This is a genomic window from Streptomyces sp. NPDC050423 (genome assembly GCF_040655445.1).
GTDB lineage: Bacteria > Actinomycetota > Actinomycetes > Streptomycetales > Streptomycetaceae > Streptomyces.
The window spans coordinates 30,659-53,566 of the sequence record NZ_JBFAJY010000031.1 but is presented as its reverse complement, the minus strand read 5'-3'; the positions used below and the strand labels follow the sequence as shown (position 1 = coordinate 53,566).

Sequence of the window (22,908 nt, the reverse complement as noted above, 5' to 3'; positions counted from 1 at the left end):
GGCCGCTCTTGTCCGAATCTCCAACTATGTCACACAGGACATGTGGTCGGACCAGAACGAGTACCGCCCCCCTCCGGGCGTCCCTCAGTACGTCACGACGATGCGGCGGGCCACACCGTCCACCCGCACCCGGCCGCCGTAGGGAATGATCAGCTGAGGGTCCGTGTGGCCCAGGTCGACATCGAGGACGGCCATGGTCTCGGGGGCGTACTCCGCCAACGCCCGCAGGACCGACTGCCGTTGCAGTGCGCGGTACTCCGCCCCCTTCTCGGCTCCCAGCGGGCTCTCGAAGGACCAGTTCTTCGCCCGCGCCATCAGCAGCGCGGGGAACTGCTTCAGGAGTCCCCGCTCCCCCATGTTCCGCAGGATCCGGTACACCACGTCAGCACCCGGCATCTCCTCCGACGTCTCGAGGAACAGCACCCGGCCCGCCATCAGCAGCCAGGACAGGATCTCCGGATTGCCGCCCCAGCTCGCCCCCTCGACCACCCGGCCGGCGTTGTGCCAGATCCAGTCGTCGGCGGGCAGCATGCCGGGTTCGCGGTCGAAGGTCCGCGGGTTCTCCCAGCGGCCGTTGACGCTGCCGGTCTCCTTCGCCGGGGTGAGCTCACGGTCCTCGTGGGTGAAGAGCGCCGCCCGCAGCGAGTCGGCCGTCAGCGGGTGCATCGCGCCGGGGCGTCCCAGCTCGGCCATCACCGATCCGCCGTGGTAGCCGACGATGCCCAGGTCCTCCAGGAACACCAGCAGATTGGTGCAGTCGCTGTAGCCGAAGAACGGCTTGGGGTTGGCCCGCAGCAGTTCCCGGTCCAGGTACGGCAGCACGGTGATCTGGTCATCGCCGCCGATGCTGGAGATGACCGCCTTGATCCCGGGGTCGGCGAAGGCCGCGTGGATGTCGGCGGCCCGCTCCTGGGGCGAGGAGCCCATCTTCCGGGTGCACGGGTACTCCACCGGTTCCAGCCCGAACTCCTCGCGGAGTCTGCGCAGTCCCAGCTCGTGCGGGAGCGGGAGGATGCCGGGAAGCCCGGACGAGGGGGACAGCACGGCGACGCGGTCACCCGGCCGGGGCTTGGCGGGATAGTCAGGGGTCCTCATTCGCGGAACGTAGACGGCGAGCCGACGATCGTCCGCCGAATTTCCCTGTGCGCTAAGGGGAGTTGATCGGCGTGCCCTGGTGGAAGTAGAGCCGCCAGCGCGACCCCGTCCGCCGCCAGATCGAATTGCGCCGCACCCTGCGGCCGTCACGCTCCGTCGTGAACGTCAGATGGACGAGGCCGGGGGCCAGCAGCACACCGGACATGCCGGTGGCGGCGGCCGGGACGGGAACGCCCTCGGCGTCGGCGTCGGCGTCGGCGTCGGCGTCGGCGTCGGCGTCGGCGTCGGCGTCGGCGTCGGCGTCGGCGGAGGTGACGACGAGGATCGACACCCTGTCGTACCGCCGCCCGGACGCGCCGAACTCGGTGAACTCCGGGTCGAGGAGTTCGGTCACCGCGTCGGGCCGGGCCCGCACCCGCGGATCGAGCAGCCGCAGCTCCCCCTCGATCGCGGCCCGCACGGACCGCTCCTCCTCATCGTTTCCGCTCATACGGAAACCCTAGGGCCTTTCGTCCCGATCCCCTGGGCCCGCACGGCCGATTCCCCCTGCGGTCAGGCCAGCACCAGCAGGTCCATCCAGCTGACGGCCGGCCGGTCCGGCTCCTGCGCCGCGGCCCGCCTCAGCCGCCGCATCCCGCACTCGAACTCCTCGTCCGTCAGGGCTCGGAGTTTCGTGTCGATGTCGCGCCGGATCCGGTCCGCGAAGACGGACAGGCTCGGCGCGCTCTCCTGCGGCACCGCGTGCAGCGCGACCCGGGTGAAGCCGGCGGCGGCGAACGCCGCGCAGGTCTGCTCGACGGTCGGATAGCCGTCGACGATGCGCGCGGTCCCGGGGAAGAACCGCACTCGCAAGTCCCGCGTGCACCGGCCGGGGAACGAGTTGCGGATCAGCACCGGCGCCCCCGGCTTCACTACCCTGCGTATCTCCCGTGCCGCGGCGGGCAGATCGTCGATGTGGTGGACGACCGATCCGAGCCAGGCCGCGTCCGCGCATCCGTCCGGCACCGGCAGCGCCTCGGCCCGGCCGTCCAGCACCTCGATGTCCGCGGTCCGCGGGATCAGCGCGCGCATGGCGGCGGCCGGCTCCACCGCCAGCACCCGCACCCCGAACCAGTCGGCGAACGCGGCCGAAAAGGCCCCCGTGCCGGCCCCGACGTCCAGGACGACCGCCCCCGGCGCCAGTGGCACCTCCGTCGCGACGGCCGCGCGCCATGCGGTGAGTCCGTCGCGCGGTACCTCCCGGGCGGTCCGGTACTCCTCGGCGAACCGACGGTCTGGAGCAGTCGCTTCCATGTGCCCTCAATCCTGGCGTGGCCGACGGACCGGGCGAATCACTGCCTCAGGTCCACCTCGCTCCGTCGCGGATGCTAGCGAGCTTCGCCATCAATTGTCTAGACCATAATCAGGTCCGGAGCGGGGTCGGTCGGGCCGGAACCGCTCATCCAATTCATCCGGTTCACCTGGTTCATCGGATTCTCACGCAACCCGGCTACGGTGGCTGCCGTGACGCAGACGAGCCCGCCCGGCTGGCATCCAGACCCCGGGTACACAGGATTTGGCCCCATCCAGGAACGCTGGTGGGACGGCAGTCAGTGGACCGATCACCTCCGCGTGCCGCCGGCGACCGTCCGCAGCCGCCGGATACGCATCGGTGCCGGCATAACCGCCGGCGTGGTGGTACTCGCCGCCATCGGCGGCGGCGTGTACCTGCTGACCGACGACTCCGGCAAGAAGACGGAGAACACGGCCACCTCACCGTCCACCTCGCCCTCCCCCGCGCCCAGCCGTCAGCCCGGCGCACCGGGCGGCAGCGGTGGCAGCAACGGCGGCGGGAACGAGAGCCCCGAGCAGCAGCCGCAGATCGAGGACGGTTACGCGACGGACCTGGCGAGCGGGATCAGCATCCCGGTCCCTGACGGCTGGAAGGGCGAGTCGGGCATGGGCGCGGGGGTGACCACGGGTTCGTACGCCTGCCCAGGGGACACCGAGCAGAAGTGCGTCCGCGGCGGAGTGTTCTCCGTACCGGCCGAGGCGCTGAAGCTGACCACCAAGACCGCGAAGGCCACGGCCGAGAAGGACATCGCCGCCAACGCGAAGGAATCGTACGGCGAGAAGGTCTACGGCGGCATCACCTCGCACCAGGAGCTGAAGTCCGAGGCGGTCACGGTTGCCGGTCAGCAGGGCTACCGGGTGCGCTGGAAGGTCGTGACGAAGGACGGCGACGACGGGTACGTCGAGTCGCTGGCCTTCCCCTCCCCGCACGCCGATAACATGCTGATCGTCGTCCGTTCGGGCTTCGACATCAACACCAAGGCGCCCGCCCTGTCCGTCCTGGACGACATCACCAAGGGCATCAAGGCCGCTTCGGGCACGGGTTCCGGCCCCGGCACCACGGCATAGTCACTCCCGCGGGGGCGCCGAACGGCCCGGGTGAGTACCCGGGCCGCCCGGACTGAGTACGCCGACCGATCCGGCACCGGTCCGTCGCTGCTCGAATGGGACCATGGCTCCCGACGCACCGCGCCCCCGCATGCAGCACGTCACCAGTGCCGGCACCACGCTGGCAGTCACCCTGGCTCCGCTGGTGATCGGGGTCCTGCTGGCCCGGACGATGGCCCTGGACCCCCATACGCCCGTGAACGCGCTGATCACCCGGGGCGGCCGGGGCGCGGGCATCTCGCCCGCCGAGTGGCGCGGCTGCGGCCGGCGCGCGCTCCGGCGGTGCCGCAGGACCCGGAAGCCCCGAACGCCTCCCGGTGCCCTTCGCTGCGGCACAGCAGACGACGCCTCCCAGTTCGCTCCGCTGTGACACGGATCCGTCCCCGGACGGCTACGGCCCGGCGACAGCACCGGCCTCCCCCGGAAAAGCGGTTCCCTCACCCGTACCCGCTTCACTAGACTCGCCGTGAAATCGCGCGCCGTTCATCACGTCCCGGCGCGCACCGTGACCAGTGAGGGGAGACCCGCCGTGCGCTACCGCACCGCTGTCGTCGTTCCCCTGTCGCGGTACGAGGTGATCCTGGTGTCTACCCCGGCCCGGCGCCGGCTGCGCGGCCGGCCCCGGACACCCGTGACGAACACCTGAACCCTGTCCGTTTTCTGACGGACCGTCATTGCGGCGACGCCCCGTGCGGCGCGCCGCGCCCAAGGGTTCCGCGGGCCTGGACACAGGCCTCTTCGTCCGGTGATCGCGCCGTCTTCTTCCGGATCATCCCGAAGGGCCACGGACCGTGCGTACCGAACTGAACCGTCATCTCACCAGCGCACTGAACGGCGTTCGCAACCTGGGCATCCTCGCCCACGTCGATGCCGGCAAGACGACCGTCACCGAACGCATCCTCTACGCCACCGGCACCACCCACAAGCGCGGCGAGGTCCATGACGGCACGACCATCACCGACTTCGACTCGCAGGAACGCGACCGGGGCATCACCATCTTCGCCGCTGCGGTGAGTTGTACGTGGGCGGACCACCGGATCAACCTGATCGACACCCCGGGGCACGTCGACTTCGCCGACGAGGTCGAGCGTTCGCTGCGGGTGCTCGACGGTGCGATCGCGGTGTTCGACGCGGTCGCGGGTGTGGAGCCGCAGAGCGAGTCGGTGTGGCGTCAGGCCGACCGGCACGCCGTGCCGCGCATCGCCTTCGTCAACAAGCTCGACCGTGTGGGCGCCGATCTCGACGCGGCGGTCGCGTCGATCCGGGAACGGCTGCACACGGTCCCGTTGGTGGTCCAGCTTCCGATCGGGGACGAGGAGCGGTTCACCGGAGTGGTGGATCTGCTGCACATGCGGGCACTGGTCTGGGCCGACGGCTGTGACACGTACGAGGAGGGGGAGGTGCCCGATGCGCTGCGGGAGGAAGCCCAACGGCGCCGGCGGCTGCTGGAGGAGACGGTGGCGGAGCTCCATCCGGTCGCCCTGGAGGAGTTCTGCGCGCGGTCCACACTCTCCGCAGGGACGCTGGCCGCGGCGTTGCGCGATCTGACCCACAGCGGTGAGGGGGTCGTCGTGCTGTGCGGTTCCGCCTACCGCAACCGCGGTATCGAGCCGCTGCTGGAGGCGGTCGTGGCCTATCTGCCTTCTCCGCTGGACGTGCCGCCCGTACGCGGCACACTCGGCGACGAGGTGCGGGAGCGGGCCGCTGATCCGGCGGCTCCGTTCGCCGCGCTGGCGTTCAAGGTGACCGCGACCGCGACGGGACGGCTGACCAGTCTGCGGGTGTACTCGGGCACGCTCAGGAAGGGGGACACAGTGCTGGACGCGGGTGCGCGGCGCAGCGAGCGCGTCGGCCGGATTCTGCGGGTCCAGGCGGACCGGCATGTCGATGTGGAGGAGGCGGTGGCCGGGGACATCGTCGCGGTGGTCGGTCTCAAGGCCGCCCGCGCCGGCGCCACCCTGTGCGCGCCGGATGCCCCGTTGGTCCTCGAGCCGCCCGGCGTGGCCGATCCGGTCGTGTCGGTCGCGGTCGAGGCCGGCCGGAGCACCGACACGGAGCGGCTGATGTCGGCACTGGCGCGGCTGGCCGAGGAGGACCCGTCGCTGGCGGTGCGGACGGACCCCGAGACGGGGCAGACGGTGCTCTCGGGCATGGGTGAACTCCATCTGGAGGTGGCGGCGGAGAAGATCCGCCGCGCCCATGGGCTGGAGGTCCGGGTCGGCCGGCCGCAGGTCGCCTTCCGGGAGACGGTCGTGCGCGGTGTGTCGGGTCTGGCGTACCGGCACGTCAAGCAGGACGGCGGCGCTGGGCAGTTCGCCCATGTCGTCCTCGACGTCGAGCCGTTGGGGTCCGCCGATGGTCAGGACGGCGAGGGCGGGGCGGAGTTCGTGTTCCGCTCGGCCGTCGTCGGCGGCGGGGTGCCACAGGAGTACGTCCGGGCGGTGGCGGCCGGCTGCCGGGACGCCCTGGTCGAGGGTCCGGTGGGCGGGCATCCGGTGACCGGGGTGCGGGTGACGCTGACCGATGGCGCCACCCACCCCAAGGACTCCTCGGAGCCGGCCTTCCGCACCGCCGGGCGGTTCGCGCTCCGGGAGGCGCTGCGTGCCTGCGCGATGGTGCTGCTGGAACCGGTGGCCGAGGTCACGGTCACCGTGCCCGACGACGCCGTCGGCGGGGTGCTCGGCGACCTGGCCGCACGGCGTGGCCAGGTGTCCGGCTCCACCGCGCGGCCCGGTACGGCAGTGATCACGGCGACCGTGCCGCTGGCCGAACTGTTCGGTTACGCGACCCGGCTGCGCAGCCGGACCCAGGGACGCGGGACGTTCACCACCCGGGCCACGGGCTACGCCCCGGCGCCGAAGACGGCACCGAGCACGGCGCCGGCACGGTAGTCCGCGCGACCGGTCCTGTGTGCGGGCACCTCCAGGGCTGCCCGCACACGGGGTGGGACGGCCGGGTCAGATCACGGGGACGGGGAAGGTCGGGTACTCCACCCCGGAGACGTGCTGGACGACCCGGACCACCTGGCAGGAGTAGCCGAACTCGTTGTCGTACCAGAGGTAGAGGATCGCGTTGTCGCCGTCGACCTGGGTGGGGCCGGCGTCGACGATCGAGGCGTGGCGCGAGCCGATGAAGTCGCTGGAGACCGCGTCCGGGGCGGTGGTGAAGTCGATCTGGCGCTTGAGCGGCGACGTGAGCGACACCTCGCGGAGGTGGTCGAGGACCTCGGCGCGGGTGGTCTCGCGCCCCAGCTTCAGGCTGAGGATCGCGATCGAGACGTCCGGCACCGGGACCCGGATCGAGCTTCCGGTGATCGTCGCGTCGAGGTCGGGCAGCGCCTTGGCCACGGCGGATGCCGCACCGGTCTCGGTGATGACCATGTTGAGCGGCGCCGAGCGGCCGCGACGGTCGGAGCTGTGGTAGTTGTCCAGCAGGTTCTGGTCGTTGGTGAACGAGTGGATCGTCTCCACGTGACCGCGCAGGACGCCGTACTCGTCCGCCATCGCCTTCAACGGCGGGACGATCGCGTTGGTGGTGCAGGAGGCGCAGGAGATGATCTGCTCGTCCGGCTTGATCATGTCGTGGTTGACGCCATGGACGACGTTGGGGACGTCGCCCTTGCCCGGCGCGGTGAGGACGACCTTGGCGACGCCGGGGCGCAGGTGCTGCGACAGTCCCTCGCGGTCGCGCCACCTGCCGGTGTTGTCGATGAGGACGGCGTCCTTGATCCCGTACGCCGTGTAGTCCACCGTCGTCGGGTCGTCGGAGTAGATGACCTTGATCTCGTTGCCGTTGGCGATGATCTTGTTGTTCGCCTCGTCGACGGTGATCGTGCCCTGGAACTGGCCGTGGATCGAGTCACGGCGCAGCAGTGAGGCGCGCTTGACGATGTCCTGGCCGGCCGCCTTGCGGACGACGATGGCACGCAGTCGCAGGCCGTTGCCGGAGCCGGCCTTCTCGATGAGCAGCCGGGCGAGAAGGCGGCCGATGCGGCCGAATCCGTAGAGGACGACATCGCGCGGCTCGCGGCGCTCGATCTTGTCGGCCCCCGTGGCGCCGGCGACGGCTCCGGCGGTGAACTCCGCCTCGGAGAGACCGCGGTCGTCGGTCCGGTACATCGCGGCGAGCATCCCGATGTCGATCTGGGAAGGGCCTAGATCCAGGGTGGTGAGTGCCTTCAGGAACGGCAGCGTCTCGGTGACCGAGAGTTCCTCACCGGCGATCTGCCGGGCGAACCGGTGGGTCTTGAGGATGCTGACCACCGACTTGTTCACCAGGGAGCGGCTGTGCAGCAGGACGGTGACGTCCCGCTCCCGGTGCAGCTTCCCGATGATCGGGATCATCGACTCCGCGATCTCCTCGCGGTTCTTCCAGTTGGTGAACGAGTCGTCATTGACAGTCACAGGTTTATCTTTCGAGCTAGGGGGCGCTCATATGGTAACCCGCTGTTGTTTCGATCATCCAAACGGTGTCACCCACGGCCGTCCGCCGCCCTGGATCGCGTACACACGGGCAGACATGAGGTGGTGTTCCCGGGGACGGACCTGGCCGGCTGACGGCGTCACCGGGGCGGGGTGGGTTCCGCCAAGCACTTGTTCTGACATATACACGTACAGAGCTTGAGTCGAATGTGCGGCATAATGAACGCGTGGCACAACGTCTTGAGGAGCCCACATGGAGTCGATCGCCAGGCTGATCACCATCGACCGAAGCAGCCCGGTGCCGCTGTACTTCCAGGTCGCACAGCAGCTTCAACAACTCATCGAGTCCGGCACGCTGGCGCCGGGGACGCGGCTGGAGAACGAAATCTCTCTCGCGGACCAGTTCGGACTCTCCCGCCCGACCATGCGCCAGGCCATGCAGCACCTGGTGGACAAAGGGCTGCTCGCACGCAAGCGGGGCGTGGGCACCCAGGTCGTCAACAACCGGGTACGCAGGCAGATCGAGCTGACCAGTCTGTTCGAGGACCTCAGGCGCGACGGCCGGCGGCCGCGCACCGAATTGCTGTCGATGCGGACCGTGCCCGCCTCCGCCGAGGTCGCGGCCGCCCTCAAGCTCGATCCCGGCGCCGACACCGTGGCGCTGCGCAGGCTGCGTTACGCGGACGACGAGCCCATAGCGGTCATGGAGAACCACCTGCCGGCGGGCCTCCTGGGTCTGACCGAGGAGGAACTCACCGGGCACGGCCTCTACGAACTGCTCAGGCGGGCCGGTATCGCCCTGCGGACCGCCGACCAGACCATCGGGGCACGCCGGGCCACCGCGGCGGAGTCCCGGCTGCTGGGCGAGTCCCGCGGCGGCACCCTGCTCACCATGGAGCGCACGGTCCTCGGAGACGCGGGGCGGCCGGTGGAGTTCGGCTCGCACCTCTACCGGGCGTCCCGCTATTCGTTCGAGATGACGCTGATCGCGCACTGAACCGTGCTGCCGGGCATCGGCGACCGCCCTCGCGTCAGCAGCCGGGGCTCCGGGCGTTGAGCCGGGCGGCCTGGTACGTCAGGTGGTCGCGCTCGGCGAGATCGGTCGCCTTCCGGGCAGCCTCGGCGTACAGCCGTGCCGCCGTCGCGTGGTCGCCGTCGCGCTCATGGAGGTACGCGGCCACCGCGGCGTACCGGGGCAGTGAGTCGTCCAGCGCCGCGAGCGCCGCCAGGCCTGCGCGCGGTCCGTCCGCCTGGCCGACGGCCACGGCACGGTTGAGCCGGGCGACCGGGCTGTCGGTCAGCCGGACGAGTTCGTCGTACCACTCGACGATCTGCACCCAGTCGGTCTCCTCGGCGGTGGGCGCGTCGGCGTGGAGCGCCGCGACGGCTGCCTGGGCCTGGAACTCGCCCAGCCGGTCACGGGCGAGGGCCGCCTGGAGGATCTCGACACCCTCGGCGATCAGCTCGGTGTCCCACCGGCCGCGATCCTGCTCGGCCAGTGGGACCAGGCTGCCGTCGGGCGCGGTCCGGGCGGCGCGCCGGGCCTGGTGGAGCAGCATGAGTGCGAGCAGCCCCGCCACCTCGGGGTGGTCGATCGCGGCCGCGAGCTGCCGGGTGAGCCGGATGGCCTCGGCGGCGAGGTCGACGTCGCCGGAGTAGCCCTCGTTGAAGACCAGGTAGAGGACACGCAGCACGGTGGCGACGTCACCGGGCCGGTCGAACGACACACCGGAGACGGTGCGCTTGGCCCGGCTGATGCGCTGCGCCATGGTCGCCTCGGGCACCAGGTAGGCCTGGGCGATCTGGCGGGTGGTCAGCCCCCCGACGGCACGCAGCGTGAGCGCGACGGCGGACGACGGCGTCAGCGACGGGTGCGCGCACAGGAAGTAGAGCTGGAGCGTGTCATCCACCGCGGAGGCGAGTCCGGGCGCCGGCTCCTCGCCGAGGAGATCCTCACGCCGTCGGCGGGCGGTGTCCGCCCGCGCCGCGTCGAGGAACCGGCGCCAGGCCACGGTGACCAGCCAGCCCTTCGGGTCCCGCGGCCGGTCGGCCGGCCAGACGCGGACGGCCTCGGCCAGCGCGTCCTGCACGGCGTCCTCGGCCGCTGCGAAGTCGGCTCCGCGGCGGACGAGGATCCCGAGCACACTCGGCGTGAGGCTCCGGAGCAGGGCTTCGTTCATCGACGAGGTCACTCCGTGACGGTGGGCCGCGCGGTCAGGAACGGGCGCAGCTCAAGCCACTCGTGGATGGGTTTCCCGCCTGCCCCGGGGGCGGCCGACAGTTCCCCGGCCAGCTCGAGCGCGCGCTCGTAGCTGTCGACGTCGATCACCATCCAGCCGGCGATGAGGTCCTTGGTCTCCGCGAACGGCCCGTCGGTGACCGGCGGGCGGCCCTCGCCGTCGTACCGGACGAACGTCCCCTCGGGGGCGAGCGCCTGGCCGTCGACGAACTCGCCGGTCCCCTCCAGCCGGGCCGCGAAGTCGTTCATGTACCGCATGTGGGCCGAGATCTCCTCCGGCGTCCACTGGTCCATGGGGACGTCGTTGACCGCGGCCGGGGCGCCGCGATAGTGCTTGAGAAGCAGGTACTTGGCCATGGTGTTCTCCTCGGCGCCGGTGCGAACCGTCTTTGCGGTCGCGTTCACTGCGGGGACGGAGCCGGTCGCGGGTTCTCGACATCGCCGGCCGATTTCTCTGGCTCTCATGGGCTGAGATCAGCGGTTTCCGGCCAACTGAATCACGAGAAGGCCTCGCGCGCGGGGTCCGGAGAGACGGAACGGCGGCTGTGTCCCGACGACGACTGCGTCCCGGCCCGGCCGCAAGTCTTTGCTGAAAAACCCTGCAACTTCTTGCCCCGATCGCGGTCGGCTGCTTGACTCACCTGCGATCAACGGTGGTTACCGGCCCGCCCCCCCTGTGCGAGAGGAACAGCGATGAGCAGCGAATACGACGTCCTCGTCCTAGGAGGGTCGGGCGTCGACACGATCGTGTACGTCCCCGAGCTGCCGCTTCCGTACGCCGACAGCTACATGATCCGGCCGGGCATCGAGACCCGCGCCGGACAGACCGGCGACTTCGTGGCGCTGGGCCTGAGCGCGCTGGGCCTGCGTACGCATCACCTCGACATGATCGGGGACGACCCCTGCGGCGATCTTGTCCGGGCCTTCCACCGGGACCACGGCATCGGGTTCACCGAAGTGCCCCTGCCCGGCGGGACGAAGCGGGCCGTCAATCTCGTGGGCCCCGACGGGCGGCGGCTCTCCCTCTACGACGACAGCCGCTCCCAGGAGTCCGACCGCCTGCCCGAGGAACTGGTCCGCTCCCTGGCGTCGGCCAGCCGCCACGCACACGTCGCCATCACGCATCCGTGCGCCTTCGCCCTCCCCCAACTGCGCGAAGCGGGTCTCACCGTCTCCACCGACCTCCACGACTGGGACGGCGAGAACCCGTATCACGAGCCGTTCGCCTACGGCGCGGACATCGTCTTCGTGTCCACGGCCGCCCTGGCCGACAAGGAGAAGACCATGCACCGGATCCTGGAGCGGGGGCGGGCCGAGGCCGTGATCGCCACCGCGGGGGCCGAGGGCGCGTACCTGCTGACCGCCGACGGGCCGGCCCACGTTCCGGCGGTCGAGCCGCGAAAGCCGGTGGTCGACTCCAACGGGGCGGGCGACGCCTTCGCGTCCGGCTTCCTCTTCGGCCGGCTGACGGGCGAGGACCTGGGCCGCTGCGCCCTCTACGGCTCGGTGGCAGGCGCGTACGCCTGCACCGTCCCGGCCACCGGGAGCGACGCCATCGACCGCGCCGGACTGATCGCTGAGACCGCCAGGCTGATGGGGTCCCCCGCGGCGGCCCGCACCGCCGCCGACGGACCCGTCGGCTCAAGAGGTACTGCGGCACCCTCGTGAGGAGTGCCGCAGCACTCGGCACCGACCAGGGACCCCAGCGCCTGGTGCGGCGGTTCGACGCTGTGAGACCCCCGGTGCCGCCCGTCGCCGTCGGGGCTGACGGGCGATGACAGTGCCGCGGCGTCGGGTGCGGGACGCCGCCGCCTCGCGTCCCGCCGGATCAGGACGGTGCGGACCGGCGTTTGTCCTTGACCACGAACAGGGCGACGAGCAGGGCGCATCCGACGAGGAACACCACCGCGGTGAAGGCACTCCGGACGCCTTCGGTCAGCACGTACTGCGCCGCGTGTGCGACGCGGACGCCCTGGCAGACGCCGGAACCGACACCAAGACGGCCACCGCCGAGATCGGCGCCAGCCTGCGTCACGCGCCGCAGATCCTTCTCGCCCGTGCGCAGGAGACCGGCGCCGTACGCGGTGACATCGGCGTCACCACACTGCTGGCACTGCTGGTGGGAGCGTCGCGCGCCCCCGCCTGCGCCGGGTGGGAAACGCCCGTACAGGCCAAGACCCTCAGCGTCGTCTTCGACGGGTTGCGGCCGCCCGCCGGCCGCTGACCCACGCGCACCGCCGCGGTCCGCGGCAGGCGTCCTTCAGACCTGCTTCAGCAGGGCCGCCGAGTACGGCCATTCGGGAATCGACGGCCTCTCGCACTGTCCCGCACGCCTCGCGAACGAGACGAAAGGAGAAGCAGGACGGACGCTGTGGATGTCCCCATGTCGTCATGTCGTAGGCCGGTACAGCGCTGCCGGGCCCGGCCGACGGCGATCAGCTCGGCTGGTCCCCGGTGTACCGGTAGATCTCGGCGCCGCTGTTGATGTGCCATACGGTGCCGTCGGCGCCGGCGGCGATGTCGGTGGCGGTGCCGGGGATCCTGATCCACGGGTTGGCGCCACTGGCGTCGTTGTTGGTGTACCGGTAGATGCTGCCGGCGGGATCGACACCCCACACGTTCGTCCGGGATCCCACCGCGATGCGCTTGAGGCTCCCGGAGACGCTCTTCCACGGATTCGAGCTGTCCTGGTCCCCGGTGTACCGGAAGACCTGGTTTCCACCGTTGACACCCCACACGGTGCCGTCGGCGCCCGCGCCGATGTCACTCAGCGCCCCCTGGATCTTGATCCACGGGTTGGCGTCATGGTTGGTGTACCGGTAGATGGCGTTGGCGGAGTCGACCCCCCACACGTTCGTCCTGGAGCCCGCGTCGATGCGGACCAGGCTGCCGGTGATGCTCGTCCACGGGTTCGCGGCCCCCTGGTCCCCGGCGTACCGGAAGATCTGGTTGCCACCGTTGACGCCCCATACCGTGCCGTCGGCCGCGGCACCGATGTCACTCAGTGCGCCCGGGATGTTGATCCACGGGTTGGCGTCGTAGTTCGTGTACCGGTAGATGGCGCTTGCCCCGTTCACGCCCCATACCGTCGTCCTGGAGCCCGCCGAGACCGCAGTGAGACTTCCCGCGACCTTCACCCAATCCGCCATGACCAAATCCCCTTCGTCGAACCGGTGTTGGCTGCCATTCTCGGTGGTCCGACGAGCCGATACAGGGGGTGAATACTTGTTCTTGCATGAAACAAGCCAGTAAATCAGCGTTTGGATCGCTATCTCCTTGCGGCGTTGGTACGGGAGCGGCTCGGCCTGGAGCATTCCGGCCGGAAGCGCTGTCGCTCCCGGAGGGGATCGACACAAGCGCCGGGTCGTGCCTCCTGCCGGGGCGGCCTCCCACCAGCCGGAGACGGAAGACCCGTTCACGACCAAGGGCCGCTTTCGGATACCCCCGAAACCGGCCCTGATCTACGACTGTCTCCAGTCGGGACGACAGGATTTGAACCTGCGACCCTGTGACCCCAGAAGTAGCAACCATCCCTTTTGTCCGCATATAAAGACAGAAATAATGGTATACAGCGTGCGGTGCCATGCATGCCGTTCAAGTGCGCGGATACCGTCTGGCCCCCACGACGCATGTCCCTGACGCGCGCGTCCAAGGGCTGCCGCCACGTCAAGTGGCTGGCTCGCCAGGGCTTGTCACGGCGTGAAACCTGGCAACCTTGCGCCTGAGCTCGCGGATGGTGTCATGCCATTGCCAGGAATCACTGCTGCACCACTGAAGCTCCGCCATCTTGAAGTGGCTGGTCAGCGGGGCGGCACGACCTCGTCCAGGACCCCGACGGCAACCCGGTGAACCTCACACAGCCGATCCCGGCCCGGTGACGCTGTTCCCGGGCATGTGCTGGTCGTGGGCTGCCTGCGGTAGAGATCAATTGCCTGTAACGGCCCCGATGTTCGTCAGGACGAGCAGCGCGCGAAACAAGTGGGTGGCGCGAGCGGGGTCAGTGCGGAGCTTGGTGAGGACCCGCCAGTTCTTCAGATGGGTGAAGCCGCGTTCGACCGGGGCGCGTCCGGCTGCCAGGACCCGGGTGGCCTCCTGCTCGGCGGATGCGAGCCTGCGGACACGGGTGACCTTGAAGCCGGTGACGACCACGGGATCGTCCCCGTCGTCGTCCAGGCCGACAGAGCCCAGGTCCGCCAGGGCGCCGGGGCCGGCAGCACGCAGGAGGGCCAGGACATGGTCGCGGCGGGCGGCGGTGACGTCGTGGGTGCGGCCGGGCCGGGCGGCCGATGTCCACACCAGACGGCCCCGCTCGTCGGTCGGCGCGAGAACGTGCAGGCTGTGGCGGCGATGCTTGTCGGAGTAGTTCCGGCGGTTCGCCTCTCCGGTACGGCGCTGGGTGGGGATCAGGGTGCCGTCGATCAGGACGACCTCCCCATCCCCCGCTTGGCGATCTTCTTCAAGGCGCGGGCCAGACGCGGGGCCCTCGCGTCGAGGAGGGCGATCAGCTCGTCCCGCCGGCGGCGGACTGTGGTGGCGGAGACGTCGTTGCCACCGGCCACGTCGGCCAGGCACTGGTCATGCCGGAGCACGGCGAGGACGATCACCGCGATCCTCACGGGCGGCAACGCCCGCCACTGGGAGCTCATGGCCTTCAGATGGCGGCGCGTCCGCCTCATCGCCCTGCTCGAAGGTGCCACGGACCTCGTTCAACCGGGCCTGCACGCCATCCGCCGCTCAGTGATCTCACCGAGCGGATTCTTCCCCCAGCCCGCATCCGGGACCGACGCGTCTGCGCACCGTTCGCACGGGGCCCCGTCAGGCAATCCATCGCGGGGTTCGTCGGTCACGTGGCACACAGGGCAGCCGCGGATCGGTCGGCTCGCCACCCCTGCCCCGTCCTGGCCCGTTATCGGCTACTCAGGGTATTTGTCAGCTTTTTTAGAGTGTTACGACATGTTTCTCCGCCGATCCATGCCATTTCTTAGGCGATCAATCGATCAGTACGACAATCATCTCGGCTTGAGGGAGTTCAGCATGCGCATTTCCGCTTCCGTCTGCGCCCGCAGTGTCCGTGTGGGCGGCTCCGTGGCTGCCGCGGTCGTCATCGCCGGAGCGACGCTGGCCGGCGCGTCCGCCGCCTACGCCGTCCCCGGCGACAGCGGTGACATCGACATCCGCTCGGTCGGCTGGAACTCACGCGGCGGTGCCGGGGTCGAAGTATGCAAGTTCGTCCTCGCCGCCAGCAACTTCGAGTCCTTCCCGGCCGTTCCTTGGACGATTACCGCGCAGCCCCCGACCGTTCCCCCGGGCGACACGCTGCAGAGCACCCTGCCGCTCGTGAACGGCTCGGCGCGCAGCCAGGAGTACCTCCTCCCGGAGGGCACGTACCAGCTGGTGTGGATCGCCCCGGCGGGTCCGAAGCAGAAGAGCTTCCGAGTCGACTGCTCCAAGCCGGCGACCAACGGCGGCCGTGCCGAGAACGGCGGCCGGGACTCGTCCGCGTCGGGTGTCGAATCGAATTACGACCGGCCGTCCGGTGCGGTGCCGGCCGGCGGCGGCGGCGTCCCCGACATGACCAACCTCAGTGCCGAGAGCGACGGGAACATGGGGACCACTGCCGCGCTGGCTGCAGGAGCGGTCGGGGCCGCAGGGCTGATCGTGGTCCGTCGAGCCGCACGCCGTCGTGCCCGCAACGAGGCCTAGGGCGTATTTCGAAAGTAGCGCCGTCCGCCCGAAGGGCGGGCCCGGCGGTGTCTGGTGCGTGCGATCGCAAGGCGGAGGATCGCCCCGATACTGGTTGTACCGGGGCGATCCCGACAACGCGGCGAGCGTGCGTGCCAGACGCCACCGGGCAGGCGGGACTTTCGAAACACGCCCTCGCGCGCACAGCCGACGGCGACGGCGACGGGGGCCGAGTCGGGCGTGCCGTCTCACGATGACACTGTGCGTGCTCTCCTCGCTGGTGGCGGGCATCGTCTCAGCGAGTTCGGACTCGTCCGACGACCCGTCGGTCTCCGCCGCCCACGGCGGCGACGCCGCGGGCGGCGGAGACCTCCCGACCCAGCGGGTCTCGCACGTACCCCTGTCGCCCGCACGGCCGATGAAGATCACGGTGCCCGGGATCTTCATCGAGGCCCCGGTCATTGGTCTCGGGCTCGACGCCGAAGGGCACCTCGGCGCCCCGCCGCTGAGCAAACCGAGGGTGGTGGGCTGGTATCGGAACGGCCCATCACCCGGTGACGCGGGAACCTCTCTGATCGTCGGTCACCGCGACACCGAAACAGGGCCGGCGATCTTCCTCAACCTCAACGCGCTGCACCGGGGCGACACGGTGAAGGTCAGCCGGGCCGACCGGCTCACCGCGCTCTTCACCATCGATGAGGTCAAGACGTACACGAAGGACAAGTTCCCGGACGACAAGGTATACGAGGCCAGCAACCGTCCGGAACTGAGACTCATTACGTGCGGCGGGCGCTTCAACAAGAAGAACGGCTACTCGGCCAACGTCGTCGTCTTCGCCCACCTGACGTCACTGAAGAAACAGGCAGCCTCCAGGCTGTGAGCAGTTCGGGAGCGGCCGGTACCTCGGGGGCGAGATACCGGCCGTCCGCGTTTCCTCCTGGCCGGGAAATCAGCCCGCGGTCTCCGCCGCGGGTGCAGGTCACCCGAGCGCGACACTCGTCGCACTGGCCGACGCGCTCGTGGCCGCCTCCCACGACGAGTACCGGGGCTGGGGAGACGCGGTCATCTACGCCGCGTGCACCGCCGCACGGATCGGAGAGATCTCAGGATGCCGCGTCGGAGACATCGACACCACCCAGTGGATCCGGACCGTGCGGCGTCGGACCACACCCGCGCCCGGCGGACTGACCGACAAGGGCACCAACGGCGAGCGGGCCCGCAAGGTTTCCATCGTCGAGGAGATCCGCCCCCTCATCGCCCAGCACATCCTGTTCGCCGGCCCCAATCCCGACGCCCATTACACGCGTCCTTCGCAGGATCGCCGGCCACGGTTCCCTGACCACCACCCAGCGCTACCTGCACCCCGACGTACACAAGATCACGGCGGCCGCGGCGGCGCTCTCGGCTCACTTCAGCGTGCTGCGCGCACCACGCTCGCTGCCGAGCCCGATCGTCATGACCCGCTGACCCGGTCAAGGACGCTGGTCCCCAACTGGTCCCCAAAAATGATCAGGGCCGGTTTCGGATTGCTCCGAAACCGGCCCTGATCTACGACTGTCTCCAGTCGGGACGACAGGATTTGAACCTGCGACCCCTTGACCCCCAGTCAAGTGCGCTACCAAGCTGCGCCACGTCCCGATACCCGTCTGACCTGGGGTTTCCCCGTGGCCGAACGTGCATGAGAACAATACCGCACTTCAACGGGTGGTTACGAACGCCTTTGGGTGCTTGACCTCAACCATGGTTGATGTTGAACGCTGTGGCACATGACGAAATCGACCGCCTCCCCCACGCCCGCATACCGCGATCTGCACCGGCTGATGAGCCTGATGACCGGCGACGAGAAGCACGGCCCCGCCGCCACCTCGACGCTCGACGCCCTGTGGGTGCTGTACGACCGGGTGCTGCGGGTCACACCGGAAACAGTGGACGCTCCCGACCGCGACCGCTTCCTGCTGTCGAAGGGGCACGGGCCGATGGCGTACTACGCCGTCCTCGCCGCGCACGGGTTCTTCGACGAGGAGCTGCTGGCGGGCTTCGGCTCGTACGACTCACCGCTCGGCCACCACCCCGACCGGCTGCTGGTGCCCGGCGCCGAGATCGGCAGCGGCTCGCTGGGGCACGGGCTGCCGCTGACCGTAGGCACCGCGCTGGGACTGCGGGCGCAGGGGCTGCACGGTCCTCGCGTGTGGGTCCTGACCGGGGACGCCGAGCTGGACGAGGGCAGCAACCACGAGGCGATCGCCTACGCGGGCCCGGCGGGTATCGATCAGCTGCACACCGTGGTGATCGACAACGCTTCGGCGTCGTACGGCCGTCCCGGCGGCATCGCCGACCGGTTCGCGACCGCGGGCTGGTCGGTGGACTCCGTGGACGGGCGGGACCACGAGGCGCTGCACAACGCCTTCACCGCACCGCATCCCGGGCAGCCGCGGGCCGTGGTCGCCCGGGTCGCCCCCAAGCGCTGAGCCCCCGCTTCTGCAACCCACCGCAACGACGGACGGAAGAAGAGGAACACCTCACATGGACACGATGCGCGACCGATTCATCGCCACCACCTCGCGCCTGCTCGACGAGGACCCCCGGCTGGCACTCGTGCTGGCGGAGATCAGCCGGGACGGCTTCGACCGGGCCGAGCAGGCCCATCCCCACCGCGTCGTCAACGTCGGCATCCGGGAGCAGCTGCTCATCGGGGCCGGTGCCGGGATGGCGCTCACCGGACTGCGGCCGATCGTGCACACCTTCGCCAGCTTCCTGGTGGAGCGCCCCTTCGAACAGGTGAAGCTGGATTTCGGCCATCAGGGCGTGGGTGGGGTGCTGGTCAGTGCCGGAGCCTCGTACGACTGGCCGGCCGGCGGTTTCACCCACATGGCGCCCGGGGACGTCGCACTCCTGGACACCCTGGACGGCTGGACGGTGCACGTTCCGGGACACCCCGACGAGGCCGAGGCGCTGCTGCGGGAAGCCGCCGCCGGGGACGACCGGGTCTATGTGCGGCTGTCGCTGCAGTCCAACGACCGGGCGCGCCCGGTCGGCGGGGCGGGCGGGTTCACCACCGTGCGCGAGGGGAAGGGCGGCGTGGTGATCGCCGTCGGGCCGATGCTCGACAACGTCCTGGCCGCGACCGAGGGGCTCGACACAACCGTGCTGTACGCGACGACGGTGCGGCCGTTCGACGGGGACGGCCTGCGCCGGGCGGTGGGCGACCGGCCGGCCGCCGATGTCGTGCTCGTCGAGCCGTATCTGGCGGGCACGTCCACGGCCGCGGCCAACGACGCGCTCACCGCACTCCCGCACCGGATCCTGGGACTCGGCGTCGCCCGCGAGGAACTGCGCCGGTACGGGCGGATGGACGAGCATCTCACCGCCCACGGTCTGGACCCGAGGGGCCTGCGGCAGCGGATCAGCGACTTTCTCGGCCACTGAGGCGACGGCAGGGCGGCCGGGCGGCACCGGCCCATTGACCGCACGGAAGACGTGAACCTAATCTGAACGGCGCACTTCAGAAAGCGCTTTCCAACCCCCACGTCGGCATCTACCGCACAGGGAGCGCCCATGAGTCGCCGACCGTCGATCCGCCATGCCTCGGGGCGTCCACGCCCGGCGCGCGGCCTGCTGCCGCTCGCCGCCCTCGCGTCCGGCCCGGTCCTGATCCTCGCCCTCCTGGTGACCTCGCCGCCCCGGGCGCACGCGGCCGTCCACCCGCAGCCCACCGGGCCGGCGGCGGTGTCGTTACCCTCGCCGGACCGGGCTCCCGCGGCCGACGAGCGGAACCCGGTCCGGGACGGGGAATTCACCGACGGGTGCCCGGCAGCCGGCGGCCGGGCACCCGTCGAATCCGGGGAGAGACCCTCCCGGCTCGCCCACTCCTCCCAGCTCTCCCGCAGACACTTGCTCGGCGAGGTCGGGCCGGGCGTGGTCCCTGCCGACTGCACGGGCCCCAGCGGCAGCCGCGCGACGTCCACATATCCGTCGGCCGGGACAGTGGTCCGGCGCCCCTGACCGTCAGATTCTCCGCCGACGAAGGCGACGGAGGCGTCGAAGGCGACAGAGGCATCGAAGGCAGCGCAGCCGAGGGCGGCGTTGACGCCGACGCTGTTGCGCACCCCGCCCGGCACCTCGCGTACGCATGGGACTTCGACGGCGACGGCAGCACCGACTCGACGGAGGCGAACCCCTCGCACACGTACCGCAGCAACGGTTCGCACTCCGCCCGGCTGGCCGTCACCGGGCCCGGCGGGATCACGACCCGGGCGGTGCGCAGGATCGTGGTGGGTAACAGCAGGCCGGTCGTGTCGATCGAACAGCCCCTGGACCACAGCGTGTTCGGGATGGGGGACACGCTTTCGCTCACCGTGGGCGTGGCGGACGCGGAGGCCGGACGGGGCGGGTCCGTCGACTGTTCGCGGGTGGTCGTGGAGTCACCGCTCGGCCGCGTCCCGGCACTGCGCCGGCTCGGCGGCCGCTCCGGCTGCACGGGCACCCTGGTGACCGGTCGCGCGGTGTCGGGCGGTGTCGCGTTCGGCCTTTCCGCCCGGTACGAGGACGACGGGGCCCCGGGCGCGCCCGCGCTCACCGGGTCCGCCTCGGTGACGCTCCGAGCGGCCTTCTGCGAGGCGGAGTGGTTCACGGCGACCGGCGGTACGCATGGGGGCGCGGCGACGGGAAGCCACTCCGGTGACTCCGGCGGACGGCGGGCCGTGGAGATCGAGGACGGCGACTGGATCGGCCTCGGTACGGTGTCCCTGGAGAACATCGCCTCGATGACGGTCCGCGCGGCCTCCGGCGGCATCGGCGGCACCCTCGAACTGCGGTCCGGCTCCCCGGCCGGGCCGCTCCTCGGAGAGGTCGTCATCCCGTTCACCGGCGGCTGGGACCGGCCCGTGTCACCGACGGCCGCGCTGTCCGGTCCGGGACACGGCGTGCGCCTCTTCGCCGTGTTCAGCAATCCGGCGTGGAGTGCGGATACGGCTGACCTGTTCGCGCTGGACTGGCTCCGCTTCAACGGCCCGGGTGCCGGCGGCAGCCCGCGGCGACCGGATGATGCTCCCGGGCCGCCGGACCGGCATCGGTGACCTGAGGGCAGACGCGCGCTCACTGCGGCTGCGCGGCCAGCAGTTCCCGGTACCACGCCAGCGTGGCGTCGACGGTGGCGGAGAGCGGGTTCGGCACGAGGCCGAACGCCTTCTCGATGGCGGAGGAGTCGACGGTCTGCGCCTCCGTGTGCTGGTAGAACATCTCGGCGTACTCCGCCATGAACACCTCGTCGAACGGTCCGAACGGCCGCGGCTCCGCGACGACGGTCAGGGACAGCGGACGGCCGACGCGCTCCTCGACCATGGCCAGGATCTGACGGGTGGTGAGCGCCGGGGCCGTGGGCAGGTGCCAGACCCGGCCGTCACCGTCCGGGTTCGCACCCAGTGTCGCCAGGCCCGCCGCGACATCACCGATGTACGTGTAGCTGTGCGGCAGGTCGATGTCACCGAACGCCGGGACCTCTCCCCCGGTCAGCGCGGCCGGGAACACCGCGCCGCCGAGCGTGGAGTTGAGGACACCGGGCCCCACGAAGTCGGCCGACCGGCCCAGCACGACCCGCAGCCGGCCCTCGGCATGAGCGGCGAGGTAGCGGGCGTCGAGCTCGGCACGCATCAGGCCCTTGCGGGTGGTCGCGTTCCACGGGGTGTCCTCGGTCATGACCGCGCCGTGCGTCTCGCCGTACGGATAGAGCGTGTCGAGCACGACGAGACGAGCCCCCTCGGCCTCGGCCGCCGCCACTACGGCCTGCTGGATCCGCGGCATGACCTCGACCTGGAGGTGGTAGGCCACGTTCACGCAGTGGTACACGACGGCCGCGCCGTCGACCGCCGCACGGGCGCCCCCCGCGGTGGCGACATCGGCGGCGAACCGGTCGACGCCTTCGAGCGCCGGTCCGCTGCCCGCCCGGTCGACGAGCCGGACCGGGTGGCCGCGCCGGGCGAGCGCGACGGCGAGTGCCGTGCCGGCGGGACCGGCGCCCAGAACTGTCTGAAGATCACGTGCTGCGGCCATGGGTGCTCCCTGTGATTCGGAGTGACTCGGAACGACTCGGAGTGATCGCTACGACCTGACGTCACGACTTGGCGCCACGGCCCGACCCTGCGACCGGCGCTACACATCGTCACTTCTGTTATGGACAGTAACTCTTGCGATTGGCCATCGCAAGCGCGACCGTTAGACTCCGTAACTGACGTGATCTTGCCTAACGAAAGGGGCCGGGAATGGCCGAGGTGCAATCGGGTCCACGGGCCCGGTACCGGGAGCAGACCCGGGCGGAGATCAAGGAGACGGCCCTGCGACAGCTGGCCGACGGGGGTGTGGCAGCGCTCGCCCTCACCCGGATCGCCAAGGACATGGGGCTGTCCGGGCCGGCGCTCTACCGCTACTTCGCCAGCCGCGATGACCTGCTGAACGCGCTGATCAGGGACACGTACGACGATGCCGCGACGGCCATCGGGGGGGCGGCGGCCCGGTCATCGGCGGCTGCGGCGAGCCCGCGCGAGCGGCTGCGCTCCCTCGCCGCCGCGTACCGGGACTGGGCGGTCGGGGAACCGCACCGCTATCTCCTGATCCAGGGCTCTCCGGTGCCCGGATATGTCGCGCCCGCCGACACGCTGGACCGGGCCCGCGCGGTGCTCGGGCCGTTCCTTCCGGTGTTCGCGGGCGGGGCGCCCGGAGCGGGGGTGGCCCCGGTGGTGGAGCAGATGACGGCCTGGCTGGGCTCGGACCCGGCCGTGGGCGGCTGGGTTGCCGAGTACGCGGCGGACACCGCCGCCGACACCGCGGCCTCCGCACGGGCGCTGGCGGGCGCGCTGCTCGCATGGGCGCAGTTGCACGGATCGGTGGGTCTGGAGACGGCTGGGCAGTTCGCCGGAATGGGGCACAGCGTGGACACCCTGCTGGACGCGCAGATCGGCATGCTGGCGGACGCCTTCGGGCTGGAGTGAGCGCCTGTCCAGTGGCCGCCGGCGGGAGCCCGCGCAGGTTCCCGCGGGC

The 22,908-nt window shown here is 70.6% G+C and carries 23 protein-coding genes, 1 tRNA gene and 2 pseudogenes; 15 read left to right on the top strand and 11 right to left on the bottom strand.

The genetic code is table 11. From position 1 onward, the window contains the following. Nucleotides 1-84: 84 nt before the first annotated feature. The 3 genes from AB0I52_RS22575 to AB0I52_RS22565 form a co-directional block, all read right to left on the bottom strand. Nucleotides 85-1,095, bottom strand: a complete 1,011-nt coding sequence (locus AB0I52_RS22575) for a S66 peptidase family protein (protein WP_363075224.1) — start codon at nucleotides 1,093-1,095, stop codon at nucleotides 85-87. A gap of 52 nt (nucleotides 1,096-1,147) precedes the next feature. Further along, nucleotides 1,148-1,585 (bottom strand): DUF4440 domain-containing protein, encoded by a 438-nt coding sequence (locus tag AB0I52_RS22570; protein ID WP_363075222.1) that lies wholly within the window; start codon nucleotides 1,583-1,585, stop codon nucleotides 1,148-1,150. A 62-nt stretch (nucleotides 1,586-1,647) separates the two neighbouring features. After that, nucleotides 1,648-2,388, bottom strand: coding sequence for a methyltransferase domain-containing protein (locus AB0I52_RS22565; protein WP_363075220.1), 741 nt, complete (start codon nucleotides 2,386-2,388; stop codon nucleotides 1,648-1,650). A gap of 210 nt (nucleotides 2,389-2,598) precedes the next feature. On the opposite strand from AB0I52_RS22565, the gene AB0I52_RS22560 reads away from it, so the two are divergent. From AB0I52_RS22560 to fusA, 3 genes are all read left to right on the top strand, one after another. Then, the gene (locus tag AB0I52_RS22560; RefSeq protein WP_363075218.1) at nucleotides 2,599-3,495 is read left to right on the top strand and encodes a DUF2510 domain-containing protein; all 897 of its coding nucleotides are present in this window, start codon (nucleotides 2,599-2,601) and stop codon (nucleotides 3,493-3,495) included. Nucleotides 3,496-3,598: 103 nt separating this feature from the next. After that, nucleotides 3,599-3,904, top strand: a complete 306-nt coding sequence (locus AB0I52_RS22555) for a hypothetical protein (protein ID WP_363075216.1) — start codon at nucleotides 3,599-3,601, stop codon at nucleotides 3,902-3,904. Between the two features lie 421 nt (nucleotides 3,905-4,325). Continuing rightward, a complete protein-coding gene (fusA, locus tag AB0I52_RS22550) occupies nucleotides 4,326-6,425 on the top strand; it encodes an elongation factor G (RefSeq protein ID WP_363075214.1) in 2,100 nt (699 codons plus the stop codon). A gap of 66 nt (nucleotides 6,426-6,491) precedes the next feature. On the opposite strand, the gene AB0I52_RS22545 is transcribed toward fusA, so the two are convergent. Beyond that, on the bottom strand, nucleotides 6,492-7,937 hold the full coding sequence (locus tag AB0I52_RS22545) for a glyceraldehyde-3-phosphate dehydrogenase (RefSeq protein WP_363075212.1): 1,446 nt from the start codon (nucleotides 7,935-7,937) through the stop codon (nucleotides 6,492-6,494). A gap of 271 nt (nucleotides 7,938-8,208) precedes the next feature. Here AB0I52_RS22545 and AB0I52_RS22540 point away from each other — a divergent pair, with 271 nt between their 5' ends. Then, complete coding sequence (locus tag AB0I52_RS22540; RefSeq protein ID WP_363075210.1) at nucleotides 8,209-8,952, top strand: GntR family transcriptional regulator; 744 nt, start codon at nucleotides 8,209-8,211, stop codon at nucleotides 8,950-8,952. 34 nt (nucleotides 8,953-8,986) lie between these two features. On the opposite strand, the gene AB0I52_RS22535 is transcribed toward AB0I52_RS22540, so the two are convergent. Both AB0I52_RS22535 and AB0I52_RS22530 read right to left on the bottom strand, forming a co-directional pair. Further along, nucleotides 8,987-10,135, bottom strand: a complete 1,149-nt coding sequence (locus AB0I52_RS22535) for a DUF6596 domain-containing protein (RefSeq protein ID WP_363075208.1) — start codon at nucleotides 10,133-10,135, stop codon at nucleotides 8,987-8,989. An 8-nt stretch (nucleotides 10,136-10,143) separates the two neighbouring features. After that, entirely contained in the window at nucleotides 10,144-10,551 is a 408-nt protein-coding gene (locus AB0I52_RS22530; protein ID WP_363075309.1) for a YciI family protein, read from the bottom strand. A 336-nt stretch (nucleotides 10,552-10,887) separates the two neighbouring features. On the opposite strand from AB0I52_RS22530, the gene AB0I52_RS22525 reads away from it, so the two are divergent. Both AB0I52_RS22525 and AB0I52_RS22520 read left to right on the top strand, forming a co-directional pair. After that, nucleotides 10,888-11,862 carry an adenosine kinase gene (locus AB0I52_RS22525; protein WP_363075206.1) on the top strand — a complete coding sequence of 325 codons (975 nt, stop codon included), beginning with the start codon at nucleotides 10,888-10,890 and terminating at the stop codon, nucleotides 11,860-11,862. 127 nt (nucleotides 11,863-11,989) lie between these two features. After that, a complete protein-coding gene (locus AB0I52_RS22520) occupies nucleotides 11,990-12,418 on the top strand; it encodes a hypothetical protein (RefSeq protein ID WP_363075204.1) in 429 nt (142 codons plus the stop codon). Between the two features lie 211 nt (nucleotides 12,419-12,629). On the opposite strand, the gene AB0I52_RS22515 is transcribed toward AB0I52_RS22520, so the two are convergent. The 3 genes from AB0I52_RS22515 to AB0I52_RS22505 form a co-directional block, all read right to left on the bottom strand. Continuing rightward, complete coding sequence (locus AB0I52_RS22515) at nucleotides 12,630-13,343, bottom strand: tectonin domain-containing protein (protein WP_363075202.1); 714 nt, start codon at nucleotides 13,341-13,343, stop codon at nucleotides 12,630-12,632. Nucleotides 13,344-14,118: 775 nt separating this feature from the next. Beyond that, nucleotides 14,119-14,598 (bottom strand): transposase family protein, encoded by a 480-nt coding sequence (locus tag AB0I52_RS22510; RefSeq protein ID WP_363075307.1) that lies wholly within the window; start codon nucleotides 14,596-14,598, stop codon nucleotides 14,119-14,121. 14 nt (nucleotides 14,599-14,612) lie between these two features. Further along, nucleotides 14,613-14,870 carry a hypothetical protein gene (locus tag AB0I52_RS22505; RefSeq protein ID WP_363075313.1) on the bottom strand — a complete coding sequence of 86 codons (258 nt, stop codon included), beginning with the start codon at nucleotides 14,868-14,870 and terminating at the stop codon, nucleotides 14,613-14,615. Between the two features lie 358 nt (nucleotides 14,871-15,228). On the opposite strand from AB0I52_RS22505, the gene AB0I52_RS22500 reads away from it, so the two are divergent. From AB0I52_RS22500 to AB0I52_RS22490, 3 genes and pseudogenes are all read left to right on the top strand, one after another. Then, nucleotides 15,229-15,897, top strand: a complete 669-nt coding sequence (locus AB0I52_RS22500; protein WP_363075200.1) for a hypothetical protein — start codon at nucleotides 15,229-15,231, stop codon at nucleotides 15,895-15,897. A 232-nt stretch (nucleotides 15,898-16,129) separates the two neighbouring features. Continuing rightward, nucleotides 16,130-16,756 (top strand): class F sortase, encoded by a 627-nt coding sequence (locus tag AB0I52_RS22495; RefSeq protein ID WP_363075198.1) that lies wholly within the window; start codon nucleotides 16,130-16,132, stop codon nucleotides 16,754-16,756. A 112-nt stretch (nucleotides 16,757-16,868) separates the two neighbouring features. Then, a pseudogene (locus AB0I52_RS22490) lies at nucleotides 16,869-17,343 on the top strand (site-specific integrase); the annotation flags it as partial. A gap of 97 nt (nucleotides 17,344-17,440) precedes the next feature. Here AB0I52_RS22490 and AB0I52_RS22485 read toward each other — a convergent pair. Then, nucleotides 17,441-17,514, bottom strand: a tRNA-Pro gene (locus tag AB0I52_RS22485). 128 nt (nucleotides 17,515-17,642) lie between these two features. On the opposite strand from AB0I52_RS22485, the gene AB0I52_RS22480 reads away from it, so the two are divergent. From AB0I52_RS22480 to AB0I52_RS22460, 5 genes and pseudogenes are all read left to right on the top strand, one after another. After that, nucleotides 17,643-18,344 carry a transketolase gene (locus tag AB0I52_RS22480; protein ID WP_363075196.1) on the top strand — a complete coding sequence of 234 codons (702 nt, stop codon included), beginning with the start codon at nucleotides 17,643-17,645 and terminating at the stop codon, nucleotides 18,342-18,344. A gap of 55 nt (nucleotides 18,345-18,399) precedes the next feature. Then, nucleotides 18,400-19,302, top strand: coding sequence for a transketolase (locus AB0I52_RS22475; RefSeq protein ID WP_363075194.1), 903 nt, complete (start codon nucleotides 18,400-18,402; stop codon nucleotides 19,300-19,302). A gap of 129 nt (nucleotides 19,303-19,431) precedes the next feature. Further along, nucleotides 19,432-19,878, top strand: a complete 447-nt coding sequence (locus tag AB0I52_RS22470) for a hypothetical protein (RefSeq protein WP_363075311.1) — start codon at nucleotides 19,432-19,434, stop codon at nucleotides 19,876-19,878. Then, a pseudogene (locus AB0I52_RS22465) lies at nucleotides 19,806-20,120 on the top strand (PKD domain-containing protein); the annotation flags it as partial. The gene AB0I52_RS22470 and the pseudogene AB0I52_RS22465, both read left to right, overlap by 73 nt. Nucleotides 20,121-20,168: 48 nt before the next feature. Next, a complete protein-coding gene (locus tag AB0I52_RS22460; protein ID WP_363075305.1) occupies nucleotides 20,169-20,951 on the top strand; it encodes a carbohydrate-binding protein in 783 nt (260 codons plus the stop codon). 19 nt (nucleotides 20,952-20,970) lie between these two features. Here AB0I52_RS22460 and AB0I52_RS22455 read toward each other — a convergent pair whose 3' ends face one another. Next, nucleotides 20,971-21,924, bottom strand: a complete 954-nt coding sequence (locus tag AB0I52_RS22455) for an NAD-dependent epimerase/dehydratase family protein (RefSeq protein ID WP_363075192.1) — start codon at nucleotides 21,922-21,924, stop codon at nucleotides 20,971-20,973. Between the two features lie 209 nt (nucleotides 21,925-22,133). Between AB0I52_RS22455 and AB0I52_RS22450 the strand changes: the two genes are divergently transcribed. Beyond that, complete coding sequence (locus AB0I52_RS22450; RefSeq protein ID WP_363075190.1) at nucleotides 22,134-22,859, top strand: TetR/AcrR family transcriptional regulator; 726 nt, start codon at nucleotides 22,134-22,136, stop codon at nucleotides 22,857-22,859. Nucleotides 22,860-22,908: the final 49 nt, after the last annotated feature.

What these genes read in the sequence shown, in the direction of transcription:
- AB0I52_RS22565 (WP_363075220.1), bottom strand. Translation starts at nt 2,388, where the DNA reads ATGGAAGCGACTGCTCCAGACCGTCGGTTCGCCGAGGAGTACCGGACC.
- AB0I52_RS22480 (WP_363075196.1), top strand. Translation starts at nt 17,643, where the DNA reads ATGACGAAATCGACCGCCTCCCCCACGCCCGCATACCGCGATCTGCAC.
- AB0I52_RS22540 (WP_363075210.1), top strand. Translation starts at nt 8,209, where the DNA reads ATGGAGTCGATCGCCAGGCTGATCACCATCGACCGAAGCAGCCCGGTG.
- AB0I52_RS22495 (WP_363075198.1), top strand. Translation starts at nt 16,130, where the DNA reads ATGACACTGTGCGTGCTCTCCTCGCTGGTGGCGGGCATCGTCTCAGCG.
- AB0I52_RS22515 (WP_363075202.1), bottom strand. Translation starts at nt 13,343, where the DNA reads ATGGCGGATTGGGTGAAGGTCGCGGGAAGTCTCACTGCGGTCTCGGCG.
- AB0I52_RS22505 (WP_363075313.1), bottom strand. Translation starts at nt 14,870, where the DNA reads ATGAGGCGGACGCGCCGCCATCTGAAGGCCATGAGCTCCCAGTGGCGG.
- AB0I52_RS22470 (WP_363075311.1), top strand. Translation starts at nt 19,432, where the DNA reads ATGAGTCGCCGACCGTCGATCCGCCATGCCTCGGGGCGTCCACGCCCG.
- AB0I52_RS22455 (WP_363075192.1), bottom strand. Translation starts at nt 21,924, where the DNA reads ATGGCCGCAGCACGTGATCTTCAGACAGTTCTGGGCGCCGGTCCCGCC.
- AB0I52_RS22450 (WP_363075190.1), top strand. Translation starts at nt 22,134, where the DNA reads ATGGCCGAGGTGCAATCGGGTCCACGGGCCCGGTACCGGGAGCAGACC.
- AB0I52_RS22575 (WP_363075224.1), bottom strand. Translation starts at nt 1,095, where the DNA reads ATGAGGACCCCTGACTATCCCGCCAAGCCCCGGCCGGGTGACCGCGTC.
- AB0I52_RS22475 (WP_363075194.1), top strand. Translation starts at nt 18,400, where the DNA reads ATGGACACGATGCGCGACCGATTCATCGCCACCACCTCGCGCCTGCTC.
- AB0I52_RS22570 (WP_363075222.1), bottom strand. Translation starts at nt 1,585, where the DNA reads ATGAGCGGAAACGATGAGGAGGAGCGGTCCGTGCGGGCCGCGATCGAG.
- AB0I52_RS22530 (WP_363075309.1), bottom strand. Translation starts at nt 10,551, where the DNA reads ATGGCCAAGTACCTGCTTCTCAAGCACTATCGCGGCGCCCCGGCCGCG.
- AB0I52_RS22525 (WP_363075206.1), top strand. Translation starts at nt 10,888, where the DNA reads ATGAGCAGCGAATACGACGTCCTCGTCCTAGGAGGGTCGGGCGTCGAC.
- AB0I52_RS22500 (WP_363075200.1), top strand. Translation starts at nt 15,229, where the DNA reads ATGCGCATTTCCGCTTCCGTCTGCGCCCGCAGTGTCCGTGTGGGCGGC.
- AB0I52_RS22555 (WP_363075216.1), top strand. Translation starts at nt 3,599, where the DNA reads ATGGCTCCCGACGCACCGCGCCCCCGCATGCAGCACGTCACCAGTGCC.
- AB0I52_RS22535 (WP_363075208.1), bottom strand. Translation starts at nt 10,135, where the DNA reads ATGAACGAAGCCCTGCTCCGGAGCCTCACGCCGAGTGTGCTCGGGATC.